Below are 15,614 nucleotides of genomic sequence, written 5' to 3' on the forward strand. Positions count from 1 at the left end.
GGCGGGACCGGAGATCCGGTCCCGCCCCTTTTGCATGTGCGTCCGAGGGCGGGTGCGTGCCCGACGTCGGTGTGCTCCGGGGGTGTCAGCCGCGCTGGATGCCGGTGGTGTCGGCCAGCACGCCCTGGTTGCCGTCCGGCAGCTGGGCGACCAGCGCGGTGCCGCGCTGCTCGACGGCCAGGTACCAGGTGCCCGGCACGACCTCGCCGACCGGGGCGCCGGCCGGGTTGTCCTTCGGAGCCAGCTGGCGCGGGGCCGGGACGGCGAACCAGAACGGCTGGAAGTCCGCCGCCGGGGCGGTCGCCTGCGGCTGCGCGGCCGGGGTCGGCTGCGGGGCCGGGGCGGCGTCGTGCGGCTGGGCGGCCGGGGTCGGCTGGCCGGGCTGGGGCTGGCCGGCACCCGGGTAGCCGTAGCCGCCCTGGCCGCCGAACGCCGGGTCGTGGCCCTGGGCCGGGTAGCCGTACTGACCGGGCTGGCCGGGCGCACCCGGGTGGCCGGGCTGGCCCGGAACCGGGTAGCCGTACTGGCCGGGGACGGCCGCCGGGCGGTCGGAGACCAGCGGGGCCTTCAGCGCGGGCACCAGGGGGCTCGCGGCTGCCGCGCCGGCCAGCACGATCAGCGAGATGAAGCCGAGCCAGGCGCCGAAGCCGTGGCTGACGATGGTGCTGGAGGTGCCGCCGCCGAGCGCCCAGACCGAGGTCCACAGCGCCGAGACGGCGAAGCCGATGCCCCACTGGTCCAGCCGCAGGCCGAGCACCTGACGGTTGGCCGCGGCCGCCCCCTGGAAGCGCTGCACCAGGATCAGCACCGCTGCGGCGATGCCGAGGAGGTAGATCGAGGGCAGGATGGGGAACAGGTCCGTGCTCCACGCGTTCTGCGACGAGGGGCAGTACCGGCTGCCGGAGCAGTCCACGGTCCAGTAGGGCAGGAAGGAGGCGATGAAGAGCAGGACGGCCGCGCCTGCGACGGCGGCGTCTCCCCTGGTGAGAGCGCGCAGATTCACTAACGTTCCCCTCGTTGACGTGTCGTGGACGGTGGTTCGTGCGGTCGGGCTGACCGGCCGAAACTCCCGAACGGACCAGAAGCCTAGGCCCAACCGTCCTGCCGGTGCACGGCGGGACCGGGAATGGGGCGAAGTCGTTGCAAACCGCGCGGTCCGGGCAGAGTGTCGTCCTCCGCCGATGCGCGACCCAACTTCCTTACCGCTCTTCGGTCTTCTCTTGGGTCGTCAGGAACGCGGTCAGCGCGTCGGCGATCCCCTGGGCCGCCTGCTGGCGCCACTGAGGGTCCGTCATCCGCTTCGCGTCCGTCGAGTTGCGCATGTTACCGCACTCGATGAACACCTTGGGGACCGTGGAGAGGTTGAGGCCGCCCAGGTCGGAGCGGGTGTCCAGGCCGTCCCTGGCGATGTAGTCCGCGTACGGCTCACCGGTCGCGGCGTGGAACCGCTCGCGCAGCAGGAGGCCGAGCCGGTGCGAGGGGGCGACGATCGCCGTGTTGTCCGCCTTCCCGGCCACCACCCGGGCGGGCATGATCACGTGGAATCCGCTTCCGCTCGCCGGGCCGCCGTCCCCGTGCACCGAGACCGCGACGTCGGCGTGCGCGTCGGCGCCCGCGCGGGCGCGTTCGTCGATGCACGGGCCCCACGGGCGGTCGCCGTCCTGCACCAGCACCACCCTGGCACCCTGGGCGGCCAGGATGGCGCGGGCCCGGCGGGAGACGTCCAGGGTGTACTCGGCCTCGGTGTAGCCGGCGTTGGTCTCGGTCCCGGTGGTGTCGCACTCCTTGCGGGTGTTGCCGATGTCCACCTGACGGTTGATCTCGGCGGTGTGGGCGGAGTTGCCGGGGTTGTGGCCGGGGTCGAGCAGGACGGTGCGGCCGGCCAGGCTGGTGGCGGCGTCGGCGGGCGCGGGCGGGGGCGGTGTCGGGGTTTCGGTCGCAGGGGTGGTGGGCGGCGGCTCGACCGGAGGGGTGAGGGGCGTCGCGGCCGCGGTGTCGGCGGGGCTCGGCTGCTCGGGGGCCGGGGTCGTGGTGGCTGCCGTGGCCACGGCAGGGGCCGCCGCGGCACCTGCCGGGCCGGAGTGGTCGAGGGCCCGCCAGCCGAACCAGCCCGCCGTGCAGAGCGGAACGGCCACGGCCGCGGCCGTGGTGGCGCGCAGCAGGGTGGAGCGGCGGGGCGGGCGGGGGGTGGAACCGGTCACTGGTCGGTCAGATCCTGTCCTGGGTGCGCGGAGTCAGGCCGTAGTTCTTCGCGATCGGGTTCCACTTGGTCATGAAGTCCGTCTTCGCCTGGGTGGCCTGCGGGTTGAGTTCGTCCGCGTGCTTCTTGTCCGGGGTGGCCGGCGCCCGGCCGGTACAGCCCTGGGCGGCGACGGCGCGCGCCCAGCTCGCGTACGCCTTGTCTATGTCGGCCGACAGCTGCCAGGCGGATCTCAGCGAGTTCAGCGCGTCCGCGCCGCCCGGCACGTCCGTGACACTCAGCTGGGAGAGCTTGGTCAGCAGGGCGGCCCGCTGGCTCGCGCCGTTGTCGAAGGTCTGGGCGGCGCTCTCGATGTCGGCCTTCGACGGGCAGCTGGTCACCTTGGCGACGGCGCTGCCGATCGGGGCCTTGGCGTTCTCGCCCTCGCTGAGCAGGCTGTCCAGCGCCTCGGCCTGGGCCTTGGCGCCCGGACCGGGGCCGGTCGCGGTCGGGGACGGCGTGCCGGCGGGCGAGCCGGACGCGCTCGCGGCGGCGCTCGGCGCGCCGTCCGTACCCGTGGGTGCGGGGACGGGCGGCAGGTTGTTCGAGCCGGTCGCCGGCGCCGAAGCCGGGGCGGGCGCGGCCTGGCCGTCCTTGTCGCCGCCGCTGCGGACGGCGAACAGCAGACCGCCGCCGATCGCCAGCACCAGGAGCAGTGCGAAGCCGATCAGCAGCGGGGCCTTGCGGTTGGCCGGCCGGTCCTCGTCGTCCCCGTGGCCGGTCGGGTAGTCGGGCTGGGTGCCGTACGGGGGCTGCGGGGGCGCGGCGGGCGGCTGCAGGAGGTAGTCGTGGCCGGGGGCCTGCTGCGGTGCCGGCGGCTGCGGGCCCGCGTGGGAGGGGAACGGCGAGGCCGTGGGCGGGGCGGCCGGGGGCGGCGGGGTGGCGCCGGGGAACAGCCGGGCGGTCGGCGGGTCGTAGCCGGGCGGGGCGGCCAGGTACGGGCGGGCGCCCAGCGGCGGGCCCTGGTCGCCGACGGCGCCGGGCGCGGGCGGCGGGGCCACCGGGCCGGGGTGGGCGGCGGACTGCGGCGTCGCGGGCGGCTGGGGCGCGGCGGGCGGCTGGGGTGCGGCGGGGGCGGGCTGCGGATCGGCCGGGCGCTGCGGGCCGCGCACCCAGCCGCCGGCGCCGCCGCGCGCGGTGGGGTCCCAGACCGCCGGAGCGCTGTTCTGCTGGTCCGTCATGTCGCTGCTGGCCCCCACCGTCCGCCGATGCTCTGCCTGGTGCTGCGCGGCCACCGTACCGTTCGAACCCCCGCCCGACAGCCCCAGCACGACGTTAGAGCATCGGCGCGGGGCCGGGGGATCGAACGGGCTACCGGGCGGTGCGGCGCAGGATGCGCAGGGAGCCGGTCACCGAGACCTCCTCGAAGCCCTCGGCCAGCGCCCGCAGGTACACCCGGTACGGGGCCTGGCCGCCGTCCGCCGGGTCCGGGAAGACATCGTGCACCACCAGCAGGCCCGCCGGCGCCAGGTGCGGCACCCAGCCTTCGTAGTCGCCGGTCGCGTGCTCGTCGGTGTGCCCGCCGTCGATGAACACCAGCCCCAGCGGGCGCCCCCACAGCGCGGCGATCCGCGGCGAGCGGCCGACCAGCGCCACCACGTGCTCCTCCAGCCCGGCGGCGTGCAGGGTGCGGCGGAACCGCGGCAGGGTGTCCATCAGCCCGACCTCGGGGTCGACCAGGGTCGGGTCGTGGTACTCCCAGCCGGGCTGCTGCTCCTCCGAGCCGCGGTGGTGGTCGACGGTCAGCGCGACCGTCCCGGCCTCCCGGGCCGCCGCCGCGAGCAGGACCGCCGAGCGGCCGCAGTAGGTGCCGATCTCCAGCACCGGCAGCCCGGTGCTCCGCGCCGCCGCCACCGCCGCCGCGTACAGCGCGAGCCCCTCGTCCACCGGCATGAACCCGGTGGCCCCCTCGAACGCCGCCAGCACCTCGGGCGCCGGCTCGGCGCTCAGCAGCAGGTCGGACATGGGGGAGCTCCTCGGGGTCGGGACGCGGGCGGACGTGCACGGACCCTACTCGACGGTAGCGGGGGCGGTGGCGCCGGGGCGTGCGGTGCGGGCCGGGGCCGTCCGGGGCATCCGGTAGAGCGGGGGATGTCCGTGTAGATGTCGTGCCAGAATCGGCGCGACCGTCGATCCGAGGCACACCAGGCACCCCGGGAGCAGCACCATGCGCGCAGCCGTCCTGCACAAGACCGGCCAGGAGGTCCTCGACGTCCGCGAGGACGTGACGGCCGTGGGCTTCGGGCCGGGCACCGTACGGGTGCGGATGCGCGCCGCCAGCCTCTGCCACTCGGACCTCTCCGCGATGAGCGGCGTGCTGCCGCAGCCCGCGCCGTTCGTCCCCGGGCACGAGGGTGCCGGGGACGTGGTGGAGGTCGGCGAGGGCGTCACCGGCCTCGCCGCCGGCGACCGCGTGGTGCTCTGCTGGATGGCCCCGTGCGGCCGCTGCGACCACTGCCGACAGGACCGCGGCCACCTGTGCATCGCCAGCCTGCGCAGCCTCGGCACCCCGGGATTCCGGATCGCCGAGGGCGAGCTGAGCGCCTCCGGCTTCTACGGCACCGGGGCCTTCGCCGAGGAGGTCGTGGTCACGGCGAACGCCGTCATCAAGGTGCCCGCCGACCTCCCGTACGAGGCCGCGGCCCTGATCGGCTGCGGGGTGACCACGGGCATCGGCGCCGCGGTGAACACCGCCCGGGTCGAGCCCGGCGCCTGTGTCGCGGTGATCGGGGCGGGCGGGGTCGGCGTAGCCACCGTGCAGGGCGCCCGGGTCTGCGGCGCCGGCCGGATCACCGTCGTCGACCCGGTGGCCTCGCGCCGCGAGCGCGCCCTGGCCTTCGGTGCCACCGAGGCGATCGCGCCCGAGGACCTGAGGGCGGTGGCCAAGACGCTGCCCGGCGGCGGCTTCGACTACGTCTTCGAGGCGGTCGGCCGCGCGGCCACCGTCCGGGCCGGCTACGAGGCCGCCCGGCGTGGCGGCGCGGTGGTGGTCATCGGCGCGGGCGCGCAGGACGACCTCGCGCACTTCACCATGGGCGAGCTGTTCTTCAACGAGAAGCGCCTGCTGCCCTCGCTCTACGGCGGGGCGACCGTGGCGCGCACCATCGGGCTGGTCGTGGACCTCTGGCGGGCCGGGCGGATCGACCTCGACGGCATGGTCACCCACCGGGTGGGGCTCGCGGACGTCAACGAGGCGATCGCGCAGATGCGCAGTGGCGAGGCGCTGCGGACGGTCGTGACGATGGGCTGAGGCCCGGTCGCGGCGACGGGCCGAGGGTGGCCCGGGAGCGGACCGCGGGAAGAAGCGAGGGCCCGCCGGGGGAGTCCGTGCCCTCCCGGCGGGCCCTCGTCCGAGGTGCTGCTGCGTGCTGCCCTGATGCTGGTGCGGTCAGCCCTGCGCACCGGCCGCGCGGTGGCGGCCGTGCGGGTCGGTCTCCGGGCTGTCGTCGGCGGCGGAGCCACCGCGGTGGCGGCCGTGCGACACGGTGTCCTTGGCCGTCTTCTCGTCGGCGTCGGTCCCGGTAACCGCGGGTCCGGTGGTGTCGGTGAGGGTGTCGGACATGAGAATCGTCTTTTCCGTGCGGAGGGTGCAGGTCATCGGCGCCCGGCCGGCGCCGGTGGCGCACGGTCGGGTCCCCGATCGGGCGCTCGGTACGCGCCAGTAGCCGGTGATCGCGGCCCGTGCCCCGGCCACCATAACGGCCGGGACGGACGAGATCCTATCGAGATCACGACGCGAGTCCCGTGCTGGTCCGGGGCCCGGAACCGAGCCAGTGGCCGACCAGCTCGCGGTAGAGCGGGGACAGCACCTGGAGATCGCCGTGCCGGGCCAGCAGCCCGCGCCCGCCGTCCAGCAGCAGCACCCGGTCCGCCCGCAACGCGGAACTGATGCGGTGCGCAACGACCACCAGGGTCCCCGGGCGGGCCGCGAAGGCCCGCTCGACCCGCTCCTCCGCGGTGGCGTCCAGTCGGCAGGTCGCCTCGTCCAGCACTACGACCGGGGCAGGGGAGAGGTAGGTCCGTACCAAAGCCAACAACTGGCGCTCACCTGCGGAGAGTTCACCCGGATCGCCTAGTACGGCGTCCAGGCCGCCCAAGCGGGCCACCAGCCGCTCCGCGCCCAGCAGGGCCACGGCGCGGGCGAGGCGGGCGTCGGGGGCGTGCCCGGTGGGCCAGGTGAGGTTCTCGCGGACCGTGCCCGGGAACACGTACGCCTCCTGCGGCACCAGCGCCACCAGGCGGGCCCGCCCGGGCGGCGCACCACCGACCGTCACCCGCCCCGCCGTCGGCACCAGCACCCCCGCGAGCAACCCCGCCAGCGTCGACTTCCCCGCGCCGCTGGGCCCCACGATCGCCACGTGCTCCCCGGCCCCGACATCGGCATCGAACCCGTCCAACACCGGCACGGCACCGCCACCGTGCCCGTACCGAACCCCCACCAGCCGTATCCCGGGGGCGGGGCGGGCGTGACCCGCTCCGCCCCCGGCCGGCAGCGGTTCCGGCGCCCGAGGGCCGGGCGCCTGCTCCGGCTCGCCCGCGCCGCCGACTGCTCGGTGTCGACCAGTGGGAGCGTGAATCACATGGCCTGCGCCCCCGGCCGCCGCCCTGCGCCCGGACGCGTACGGACCACCCGGCGGCGGCTCCGGAGTCCGAGCCTCGGGCACCCGACCCGGCCCGCCCGCGCCGCCGACTGCCCGGTGTCGGCCGGCTGTGGGCTCTGCGCCCTCGGTTCGGTCGGATGTGCCGCTGCTGTTCGGGGTGTCGGTACCAGCCCACGTGGCGGATCGGGCGTGCCCGGTGGTCGTGGCCAGGCGGTCGAGGATGACGGCCAGGTTGAGCAGCCAGCCGCCGACCGTACCGGCCAGAGTCCTGACAGCCGGGTCCAACTGCTGGACGAGGTAGGTGGCGACGCCGAGCAGCTCGCCCGGCGTCAGGGTGTGGTGGGCGAGCAGCCAGGGCGCCGCCGCGACGACGGCCAGGACCGGCAGGCGCCCGCCGAGCGCCACCACCAGTGCACGCAGGGCCGAGGCGCGGCCCAGGGCGCGGGAGGCGGCGGCGCTCGCCTGGGCGGCCTCGGTCAGCGCGCGGGCGACCTCCTCCCCGGTGCCGCCGGCCTGGACGTCGCGCAACCCGTGCAGCGCCCGCCCGGCCTCGGCGGCCAGCCGCTCCTCGGCCAGGACCACCGCCCGCCTGCGGGTCACCATCGGGCGCAGCAGCCGCGCGAACAGCAGCCCGGCGGCCAGCAGCGGCAGCACGACCAGCGGCAGTACGGCAGGTGCGAGCAGCGCCAGCCCGATCAGGGCGGCGACCAGCGTGACCCCCACCCCGCGCAGCGTGCGGAGCAGGGTGGCGGTCAACTGCCGTGCGGACTCCACCTGCTCGGTGAGCCTGGCGACCTCGGCCGGATCGGCCGACGGCCGGGCGAGCGCACTGCGGACCACCCGCTCGACCAGGGCGTCCCGCAGGGGCTCCACCACCCCCGCCAGGTACGGGAACCCGGCCCGCGTCGCGTACGCCCGGACGGCCATGGCCGCGCCGAACCCGCCCAACCAGGCCACCCCGACCCCGGGCCGCCCGATCAGGAAGCCCTGGTCGACAGCGGCCGAGACGAACAGCCCGGACACCAACGGCGGTAGCGCCTCCACCCCGGACCACAGGAGCATCCGCACCAACGGCCGCCGCGTGACCGCCAACTGCCGCAACAGCAACTCCCACCCGGGCGAAACGCCGAACGCGAGAAGTCGGCCGGGCCGACTTCCCGCGCGGGCGTGTAGGCGCGGCCCCGGCGCCGGACCGCGTGCGCGGTGGTGCCGGTGTGGGGCTGGTGGCGTGAGAGGTCGATGCCGTCGACTTTTCGCGCGGCCGGGTGGGGTGAGGGGGTTGCGTGGTGGCGTGGACTGCACGGTGGCCTGTCTCTCGGCTGTGGGCGGGCTCGGGCGTTGCGCGAGAAGTCGGGCCCGTCGACTTCCTGTGCGGGCTCGCTGTGCGTGGGGCTCGTCTCTCGGCCGCGGCGCGAGAAGTCGGGCCGGCCGGCTTTCTGTGGGGGCCGTCACCCGGCGGCCGTCGCCTGGAGGGCCGTGTCCGCGAGGGTGGCGCGGTAGTCGGGGTGGGCGAGCAGGGTGTCGTGCGGGGCGAGGGCGCGGAGGAGGCCGGCGTCCAGCCAGGCGACCAGGTCGGCGCGGGCGGCGATGGTGGCGCGGTGGGCGATCACCAGGCGGGTGCGGCCGTGGGTGGCGTGGTCGAGGGCTTCGGTGACCTGGTACTCGGTGGCGAGGTCCAGGCCCGAGGTGGCGTCGTCCAGGACGACCACCCGGGTGGGCCGGGCCAGCAGCCGGGCGAGCCCGAGGCGCTGCAACTCGCCGCCGGAGAGACGGAGTTCGTCCAGCGGGGTGTCCCAGCCGTGTGGCAGCCGGCGCAGGAAGCCGTCCGCGCGGGCCGCCGCCGCCTCGGCCGGGCCGGCGCCCGCCAGCGCCTCGCGGACCGTACGGCCGACCAGTTCGGGCCGGGCGAAGGCGTAGCCGACCGCGTGCCGCAGCTCGGACGGTGCCAGAGCGACCACCGGGACGCCGTCGATCAGCACGGTGCCCTCGTCGGCGTCGCGCAGCCGCCCCGGCAGTGCGGCCAGCAGGGACTTCCCGGAGCCGGAGCGGCCGACCAGCGCGACCGTACGGCCGCCGGGGACGGTGAGGTCGAGCGGGCCGAGCAGCACCCGGTCGCCGTCGCGCACCACCACGCCCCGGAACGAGACCTCCCCCGGCCCGCCCGGCGGAAGCCCGGCCGTGCCGCAGGGCGCGGCGGGGAGCGCCAGCAGCTCGTCCACCCGGGCCTGCCCGGCGCCCGCGTGGGCGACCCCGACCAGCGCCTCGACCTGCTCGAACAGCCCCGCGCCCAGCGCCGCCCAGCCGGCCGCCGCGGCGAGCGCACCGGGGGCGAGGGCGCCCTTCGCGAGCAGCGCGCCGGCGGTGGTGAGCACCGTGACCTCGACCAGGGCGATCAGCAGGGTCGCCTGCCAGGCGGTGCGCCGCTGCGCCGCCCACAGCGCGTGCCCGGCCGCCGACAGCTCCGGAAGCGGCGCCAGTACCCGTGCGGCCTCGTGCTGTTCGGCGCCGGCCGCGTGGATGCTGCGCAGCCCGCCGAGGGCGCCGCTCAGCAGCGCGGCCATCGAGGCCTGGACCTCCTGGTAGCGGGCGAACACCGGCCCGGCCTGCCGCAGGAAGAGACGGATCACCAGCACTCCGGGCACCACGCCCGCGAAGAAGGCGAGCGCCAGCCACGGCGACAGCACCGCCAGCCCGACGACAGCGCCCACCGAGGTGAGCAGCGCGGTGGCGGTGCCGAGGACGGCGGGCAGCCGCCCGCCCGCGTCCGCGGCCGAGCCGAGCAGCCGGGCGGCGAGGTCGCCGGGCGGCGGCCCGCCGCGCAGCCGGCCGCCGGGCCCGAGGGCGAGCAGGTGGCGCACCAGGCGTCCGCGCAGGGCGGCGGTGGCCTCGGCGGCGCAGGCCGGTCCGGCCGCCGCGGCGGTGGCGTTGGCGGCGGCGGCCGCGCCCAGGAGGAGGGCGAGCAGCAGGAAGGCGCCGGGACCGGAGCTCCGGCCGAGGGCGGCGTCGACGGCCCCGGCGAGCACGCCGGGCAGGGCGAGGGTGGTGGCGGCCTCGACCGGCAGGGCGATGCCCAGCGCGAGGGGCCGGCCGGTGGCGCGGCGGGGCAACTGAAGCTCCCGTCGGATAGTCCCGATAGTTCTGATTGTTCCAGGGGTTCCAAGAGTTCGGGCGGCCCGGGACCGTGCCCGGGAAGGCCGGTGCCGTCCCTGCCTGTCCGGACAGGCAGGGACGGCATCCGGTGGCTACCGCCTGGTCAGCCGACGCCCGAGCCCACGGCTCGGTCGCCTGGTCAGCTGACGGTGAAGAGCAGGCAGGTCAGGATGAGGCAGGTGTACTGACAGCCGTTGCCGTGGCCGGTCAGCTCGACCGACTCGGTCTCCGGCAGGTCCTGGAGCGCCGCGAGGTCGGTCTCGAAGTCCACCATGTTCTCCATGATTGTTTCCTCCCCTTGAGGTACCCGTTGAGGTATCCGCCCGCCGCGATCTGCGTGCGGGCGTCAGGTGTCGCACCCCGGGCGGCCTCCATCCACCGCACCGGGGCTGATGCCCCGGGCCTCAGCGGGCCCGGGAGTCTGTGAACCGTGAAGTGCGGGCGGCGGATCAGCCCGGACGGCCGGTCCGCAGGAACGCGGCCAGCAGTTCGTGCAGCACGGCGGCGCCCTCGTCGGCGAGCACCTCGTGCCCGGAGCCGGCCGCCTCGACGTACCGGAAGTCCTCGCCCTCGACCCGGCCGATCCGCAGCAGCTCGTGCCGCAGTGACCGGGACTGGCTCACCGGTACGACCTCGTCCCGGTTTCCGTGCACGACCAGCAGTGGCGCGCTCAGCCGGTGCGCCAGTTGCAGCACGTCGCGCGGTCCGCGGGTGTCGGCGATCGGTTCGCCGCCGCCCAGGCGGGTGGTCAACGCCCGTACGGGGGGCGCCGCTTCGGCGAGGAGTCGGGCGCCGGACAGGAACGGTGCGACCACCGCGCAGCGGGCGACCTGCTCGGCCGGCGCGTGTGCGGCCGCCAGGAGCGCCAGGAAGGCGCCGTAGCTGACCCCGAAGAGGGCCGGCGGTTCCAGGCCGAGGGCGGCACGCTGGCCCGCGATGCCGTCCAGCAGGTACAGGACGTCGTCCAGGTCGGGCCCGCCCCAGGCGCCCCGGATGGCCAGTGCGTGCGCCACGCCGTAGCCGGTGGAGCCGCGCTGGTTCGGCGCGACGACGGCGAGACCCTCGGCGGCCATCCGCTGCAGCGCCGGATCGAACTCCAGCCGCCAGGCGTCGGCCGGGCCGCCGTGCAGTGCCAGCACCAGGTGCGGGCTGCTCAGCCAGGAGTCCCCGCCGTACACCACGGCCTCCAACGGTCCTGCCGGGCCCGCGAGTTCAAGGCTCTGCGCGGGATGCCAGCGGCCACCGTCCCCGGGCGGGGTGCTGCCGTCCAGCCGCCAGCCGGGCGGCGCGGTCTTCACCGGGCGCACCCCGCCGGGCTGCCAGGGCAGTACGGTGTCCCGCCACGGGCCGGGCAGCCCCGAGGCCAGCGGCGCGAGTTGCAGCGGCAGCGGCATCGGGCCGGAGGCGGCCGGGAGGGGACCGTGCGTCAGCAGTGCGTCCACGTCCAGGGTGGCCAGCGCCGCCGGGTGGTCGGGCGAGGAGTACGGCAGCCGCAGCCCCGACTCGCTCCAGTGCCCGACCGCGCCGAGCCGCCCGGGTGGCACCGGTAGCGGGTCCAGCCGCCCGGCCGAGGGCCGCCACAGCGCGAGCGCCGAACCCGCGCCGTGGTCGATCTGCACCGCGACCCGGGGGCCGTCGGCCGCCGTCCGCAGTGCGACCGGTCGCAGGAACATACCCGCGACGTGCAGGCATTCCGGGAACCGCAGCGGCTCGCCGGTGTCGAGGACGCCCCAGCCGAGCCGGTCGGTGCCGGGCGCGTCGCTGCGCACCATCGCGAACCGGCTGTCCGGGTCGAACAGCACCAGGCGGTCGTTGCTGTGCGGGCCGATCTCCAGCAGTGGGGTGGTGCGGCCGTTGCGCAGGTCGAGCACCACGCTGCGGACCAGGCCCGCGTTCACCCGGTCCAGCGCGAGCAGCGTGCCCGTGCGGTCCAGCCAGGTGCCGCCGCCGTGCAACCCCGGGATCTCGGCGACCTGTTCGGGCTCGCTGCCGTCCGTGCGCACCAGCCAGGCGGTGGTCGCCGGGCGGGTGTCGCTGCCGAGCGCGACCGCCACCGGTGTCCGCGGGCCGGCCCCGGCCTGCGCCGGGAACGGCAGCAGCCGCAGTCCGGCCATCCGCAGTGAGCCCGACTGTTGTTCCAGGGTGCCGTTCTCGCCGGACGAGAGGCGGACGAGGTCGTGCCGATCGCCGTCGTGCCGGCAGGTCAGCACCGAGCCGTCGGGCAGTGCGACCAGCTGTGAGCGCAGGCTCTCCGAGCGATTGCCGGGCAGCGGCAGTGCGGTCGGCGTCGCCGGCCCGCCGTCCTGCGGCAGTCGCCAACTCTCCACGTACCAGCCGCTGTCGGCGCAGGAGGCGAGGCAGGCGGCGTGGCTGCCGTCGGCGGCGAAGGTGAAGCTCAGCCGGCGCAGGGCCTGGGTCAAGGTCCGGGTGGCCACGTTCATGCTCCGCTCACCCCGGTGGTGCCGGACCGGCCCGCGCTGCCGGACGGGCCCGCGGCGTCGGACGGGAGCCGGCGTTCGGTCGGTGGCGCCGGGTCCAGCCAGAGCCGGGGCCCGCCGTGGCGCAGCCGCAGCAGGAAGGCCAACGGGCCTGCCGTGCCGGTGCCGTAGCCGGCGGCGCAGCCGGTGCCGGTCTCGTCCGGGAGCACCCGGAGGCCGTCGCGCACGGCCGCTCGGGCGGCGATCAGCTGGGCCAACTCCTCGGCACCCGTTCGGAATTCGGGCTCTCCGGTGGTCTCGGCGAGGTCCAGCAGGTACTCGCCGTCGCCGGCCAGTCCGTGGCAGGCGCTCGCCCCGCCGTGCCAGCGGGCCGCCAGTACGGCGCGTCCGGCGGCGCGGGCGAGGTCGAGGGTGTCGGTGTCGCCGGTGACACGGGCGAGCCGCAGCAGGAAGCTGCCCGCGCCGGAGGATCCGCTGCACCAGTGGGAGAGCCGAATGTGCTCCGGATCGCTCGCGCTCTGCGGCCACCAGGCGGTGTCGCTCTCACCGGCCCACCGTGCGGTGGCGGCGAGCGTCCGCCCGGCCTCGGCGGCCCCGGCGAGCAGGGCCCGGTCGCCGGTCGCCCCGGCGGCGGCGAGGAGGAAGGCGCCCACGCCGGCCGCGCCGTGGGCGAAGCCGAGGTGGGTGATCCCGGCGAGCGCGGAGTCGAAGTCGGCGGGCACCGGCCAGACCGTCCCGTACGGTTCGCGGCGTGCGGCGGCGAGCAGGGTGCGGGCGCACCGGGCGGCCCGGTCGAGGAACTCCGGTCCGTCGAACTCGTCGTCTGCGAAGCGGAGTTGGGTGAAACCGGAGCCGGCCGCGCCATGGCACACGTCGGGGTTGGGCCACTCGACGGGGATCCGGCGGGCGAGCCCGGCGGCGCGGCCGGCCAGCGCTTCGTCGCCCAGGGCGCGGGCGGCGTCCAGCAGGGCCCAGGCCGTCCCGGACCGTCCGAAGTGCAGTCCGGGCAGCACCACCGGTTCGGCGGCGGCGCGCCGCTCGATCCAGTCCGCGGCGGTCCGGGCCGTCGCCGCGGCCTCCGCCCGTACCTGTTCCGGCAGCCCGTCGGCCGCCATGGCCCGGGCCAGTACGGCCAGCACCCCGGCGGCGCCGTGCTGCACATTGCACGGGTCGGTCCGCTCCCCGGCGGGCACCACCGGCCACAGCCGGTCCCGGTGCCCGGGCGTGGCGGTGGCGGTGAGGTGGCGCAGGCCGTCGTGCAGGACGCGGTCGAGGGACGGGGCGGCGCCCGGGGCCGCTCCCTGGCGGGCGGGGGTATGCCACAGCGGAGTGACGGCGGTGGTCCCGGCGCCGTCCGTGTCCGGGTCGCCCTCGCGCAGTGCCGCCCGTACCCGGGCCGTCCCCCACCGCTGTTGCGGGTCCTCGGCGCGCAGTCCGAGGACCACCGGCGCCAGCCGCCGCGCCGTCCCGCCGGTGCGGGCCGCGAGGGCGAGCCAGCGGCCGAGGCGTTCGGTGACCGGGCGGGCCTGCGGGAGGTCCTCCGGCAGCAGCGGGTCGTGGCCGGTGGCCAGGAGGAAGAGCAGCCCGCCGAGGGCGTAGAGGTCGACGGCCGGGTCGGCGACGCTGCTGCGGGCGGCGGCGAGTCGGCCGGGCCCGTGCTCGGGGGCGCGGTAGCCGGGGGTGCCGGCCGAGCCCGCGAGGTGTCCGGTCCGGGTGGCGAGTTCGAGGTCGACCAGCCGCAGCGTGCCGTCCGGGCGGACCATGACGTTGCCGGGGGAGAGGTCGCGCAGCACCAGCCCCTGGGCGTGCACCCGCTCGACCAGGTCGAGCAGGCCGTGCGCCACCGGCCCGGCCTCGGCCCAGTCGACGTCGGGGCTTCCGTCGCGCCGCAGGCGGGCGGCCACCCAGCTGCCCAAGGGCTGCCCGGCGATTCGTTCCTGCACCAGGAAGACGGAGTCCTCCTGCTCGATCAGTTCGATGGCGCGCGGCGCCAGTCCCTGCCCCGCCAGCCGGGCGAGCAGCGCGGCCTCGTGCCGCAGCGCGTCGCGGGCATCGGTGCCGGCCCGGTCCACCTCCATGTGTGCCCGGGCCTGCTTGACCACGACCTCGGCGCCGCTCGACGCCTCCCGGCCGAGGAACACCCCGCCCTTCGCGCCGTGCCGGACGGCGGCGGTCACCGCGTACCGCCCGGCCAGCAGCACCCCGCCCCGGCGCCGGCCCGAAGCCGTACCCGAGTCCGTACCCGCGCCGGCCGAGGGGGCGGGGGCGAACGGGTCCCGCACCCACCCCGGCGCCCGGTACGAACCCCCGCGCACGTCCTCGGCCCGCTCCCCGCCCGGCCCGCGCAGCACCGAGCGGTACTCCCCGTCGTTGCCCAGCTCCGCCGGCAGCGCGAACGCGCCGTACCGGTAGTGCACACGGCTCCCGGCCCGGTACGGCCGGTCGGAGAGCACCACCGGCCCCGGCAGCCCGGCGGTGGCCCGGTCGAGCTCGGCCGCCAGCCGCTGGAACTGCGCGTCGTCGGCCGGGTAGACGGTGATGAACTTGCCTGCCGAACCACGGTCGCTGTTGCGGGAGTTGAGCTCGCTCAGGCGCTCCTGCGCGGCGGCGAACTTGAAGCTGCACGGGTCTTCGGCGAGCACCCGGACCACTGCCGAGAGCACCGCCTCGCCCGCCGCCGAGGCCGCGCTCACATGGAGCTTCCACCCCTGCTCCGGCAGCGGCGGGGACGCGGACGGCCTGGCCGTGCACCAGAAGCCACCGACGGTGACGTCCCAGTCCCCGCGGCCTCCCCGGCCTCCGGCACCGGCCAGTGCCGCCCGCGTCGTCTCCGGCCACGAGCCCGCCGTGCCCGGTCCGCGCTCCACCGATCCCCTGTCCCCGGCCGTGCGCAGCGATGTGCCCGCCCCCATTCGCCACCACATCCCTTCGTCGCGGCCGCCGCCCCGGGTGCCCACTGCTCGTGGCACCGGGGCGTACGGCCCGGCCTGATCGGTTCCCTCTTGTGTGCCGCCCCGAGAGGGGCGGGAGCGCGGACCGTGCGGTCCGGCGGGCCCGCGGCCCGCTCCGGCGGAGTGCCCTTCCTCGGCGTCCCCGGTAGGGGCTGCTGCCGGGGCAACTCCCGTTCGCAGGACTGAAGTTAGTTTCGAGAAAACCGGCAGCTCAACGCAGAGCCGGTCACTTCAC

Annotated in this window: 11 protein-coding genes; 1 reads left to right on the forward strand and 10 read right to left on the reverse strand. The window is 76.5% G+C overall.

Translation table 11 applies throughout. From position 1 onward, the window contains the following. Positions 1 to 85: 85 nt before the first annotated feature. From ACFU7Y_RS04000 to ACFU7Y_RS04015, 4 genes are all read right to left on the reverse strand, one after another. Positions 86 to 1,003: a hypothetical protein gene (locus ACFU7Y_RS04000; RefSeq protein ID WP_380766394.1), complete on the reverse strand. Its 918-nt coding sequence runs from the start codon at positions 1,001 to 1,003 to the stop codon at positions 86 to 88. A 196-nt stretch (positions 1,004 to 1,199) separates the two neighbouring features. Then, the gene (locus tag ACFU7Y_RS04005) at positions 1,200 to 2,201 is read right to left on the reverse strand and encodes an N-acetylmuramoyl-L-alanine amidase (RefSeq protein WP_380766395.1); all 1,002 of its coding nucleotides are present in this window, start codon (positions 2,199 to 2,201) and stop codon (positions 1,200 to 1,202) included. A gap of 7 nt (positions 2,202 to 2,208) precedes the next feature. Next, positions 2,209 to 3,420, reverse strand: a complete 1,212-nt coding sequence (locus tag ACFU7Y_RS04010; RefSeq protein ID WP_380766396.1) for a hypothetical protein — start codon at positions 3,418 to 3,420, stop codon at positions 2,209 to 2,211. Between the two features lie 130 nt (positions 3,421 to 3,550). Beyond that, positions 3,551 to 4,204, reverse strand: coding sequence for a class I SAM-dependent methyltransferase (locus ACFU7Y_RS04015; protein ID WP_224284681.1), 654 nt, complete (start codon positions 4,202 to 4,204; stop codon positions 3,551 to 3,553). Positions 4,205 to 4,406: 202 nt separating this feature from the next. Here ACFU7Y_RS04015 and ACFU7Y_RS04020 point away from each other — a divergent pair, with 202 nt between their 5' ends. Beyond that, positions 4,407 to 5,489 (forward strand): alcohol dehydrogenase catalytic domain-containing protein, encoded by a 1,083-nt coding sequence (locus tag ACFU7Y_RS04020; protein ID WP_380766397.1) that lies wholly within the window; start codon positions 4,407 to 4,409, stop codon positions 5,487 to 5,489. A 138-nt stretch (positions 5,490 to 5,627) separates the two neighbouring features. Here the strand turns inward: ACFU7Y_RS04020 and ACFU7Y_RS04025 are convergent, their stop codons facing one another. The 6 genes from ACFU7Y_RS04025 to lanL form a co-directional block, all read right to left on the reverse strand. Continuing rightward, positions 5,628 to 5,801 carry a hypothetical protein gene (locus ACFU7Y_RS04025; protein ID WP_224284683.1) on the reverse strand — a complete coding sequence of 58 codons (174 nt, stop codon included), beginning with the start codon at positions 5,799 to 5,801 and terminating at the stop codon, positions 5,628 to 5,630. Positions 5,802 to 5,967: 166 nt separating this feature from the next. Next, positions 5,968 to 7,902 carry an ATP-binding cassette domain-containing protein gene (locus tag ACFU7Y_RS04030; protein ID WP_380766413.1) on the reverse strand — a complete coding sequence of 645 codons (1,935 nt, stop codon included), beginning with the start codon at positions 7,900 to 7,902 and terminating at the stop codon, positions 5,968 to 5,970. A gap of 386 nt (positions 7,903 to 8,288) precedes the next feature. Then, positions 8,289 to 9,947, reverse strand: coding sequence for an ATP-binding cassette domain-containing protein (locus ACFU7Y_RS04035; RefSeq protein ID WP_380766398.1), 1,659 nt, complete (start codon positions 9,945 to 9,947; stop codon positions 8,289 to 8,291). A gap of 182 nt (positions 9,948 to 10,129) precedes the next feature. Continuing rightward, positions 10,130 to 10,273 carry a VenA family class IV lanthipeptide gene (locus ACFU7Y_RS04040; RefSeq protein WP_350630852.1) on the reverse strand — a complete coding sequence of 48 codons (144 nt, stop codon included), beginning with the start codon at positions 10,271 to 10,273 and terminating at the stop codon, positions 10,130 to 10,132. Positions 10,274 to 10,439: 166 nt separating this feature from the next. Next, the gene (locus ACFU7Y_RS04045; RefSeq protein WP_380766399.1) at positions 10,440 to 12,431 is read right to left on the reverse strand and encodes an alpha/beta hydrolase family protein; all 1,992 of its coding nucleotides are present in this window, start codon (positions 12,429 to 12,431) and stop codon (positions 10,440 to 10,442) included. Next, a complete protein-coding gene (gene lanL / locus ACFU7Y_RS04050) occupies positions 12,428 to 15,340 on the reverse strand; it encodes a class IV lanthionine synthetase LanL (RefSeq protein WP_380766400.1) in 2,913 nt (970 codons plus the stop codon). Before lanL ends, ACFU7Y_RS04045 begins: the two co-directional genes overlap by 4 nt. Positions 15,341 to 15,614 lie beyond the last annotated feature (274 nt).

The sequence above is a fragment of the Kitasatospora sp. NPDC057542 genome (genome assembly GCF_042801945.1).
Lineage (GTDB): Bacteria > Actinomycetota > Actinomycetes > Streptomycetales > Streptomycetaceae > Kitasatospora.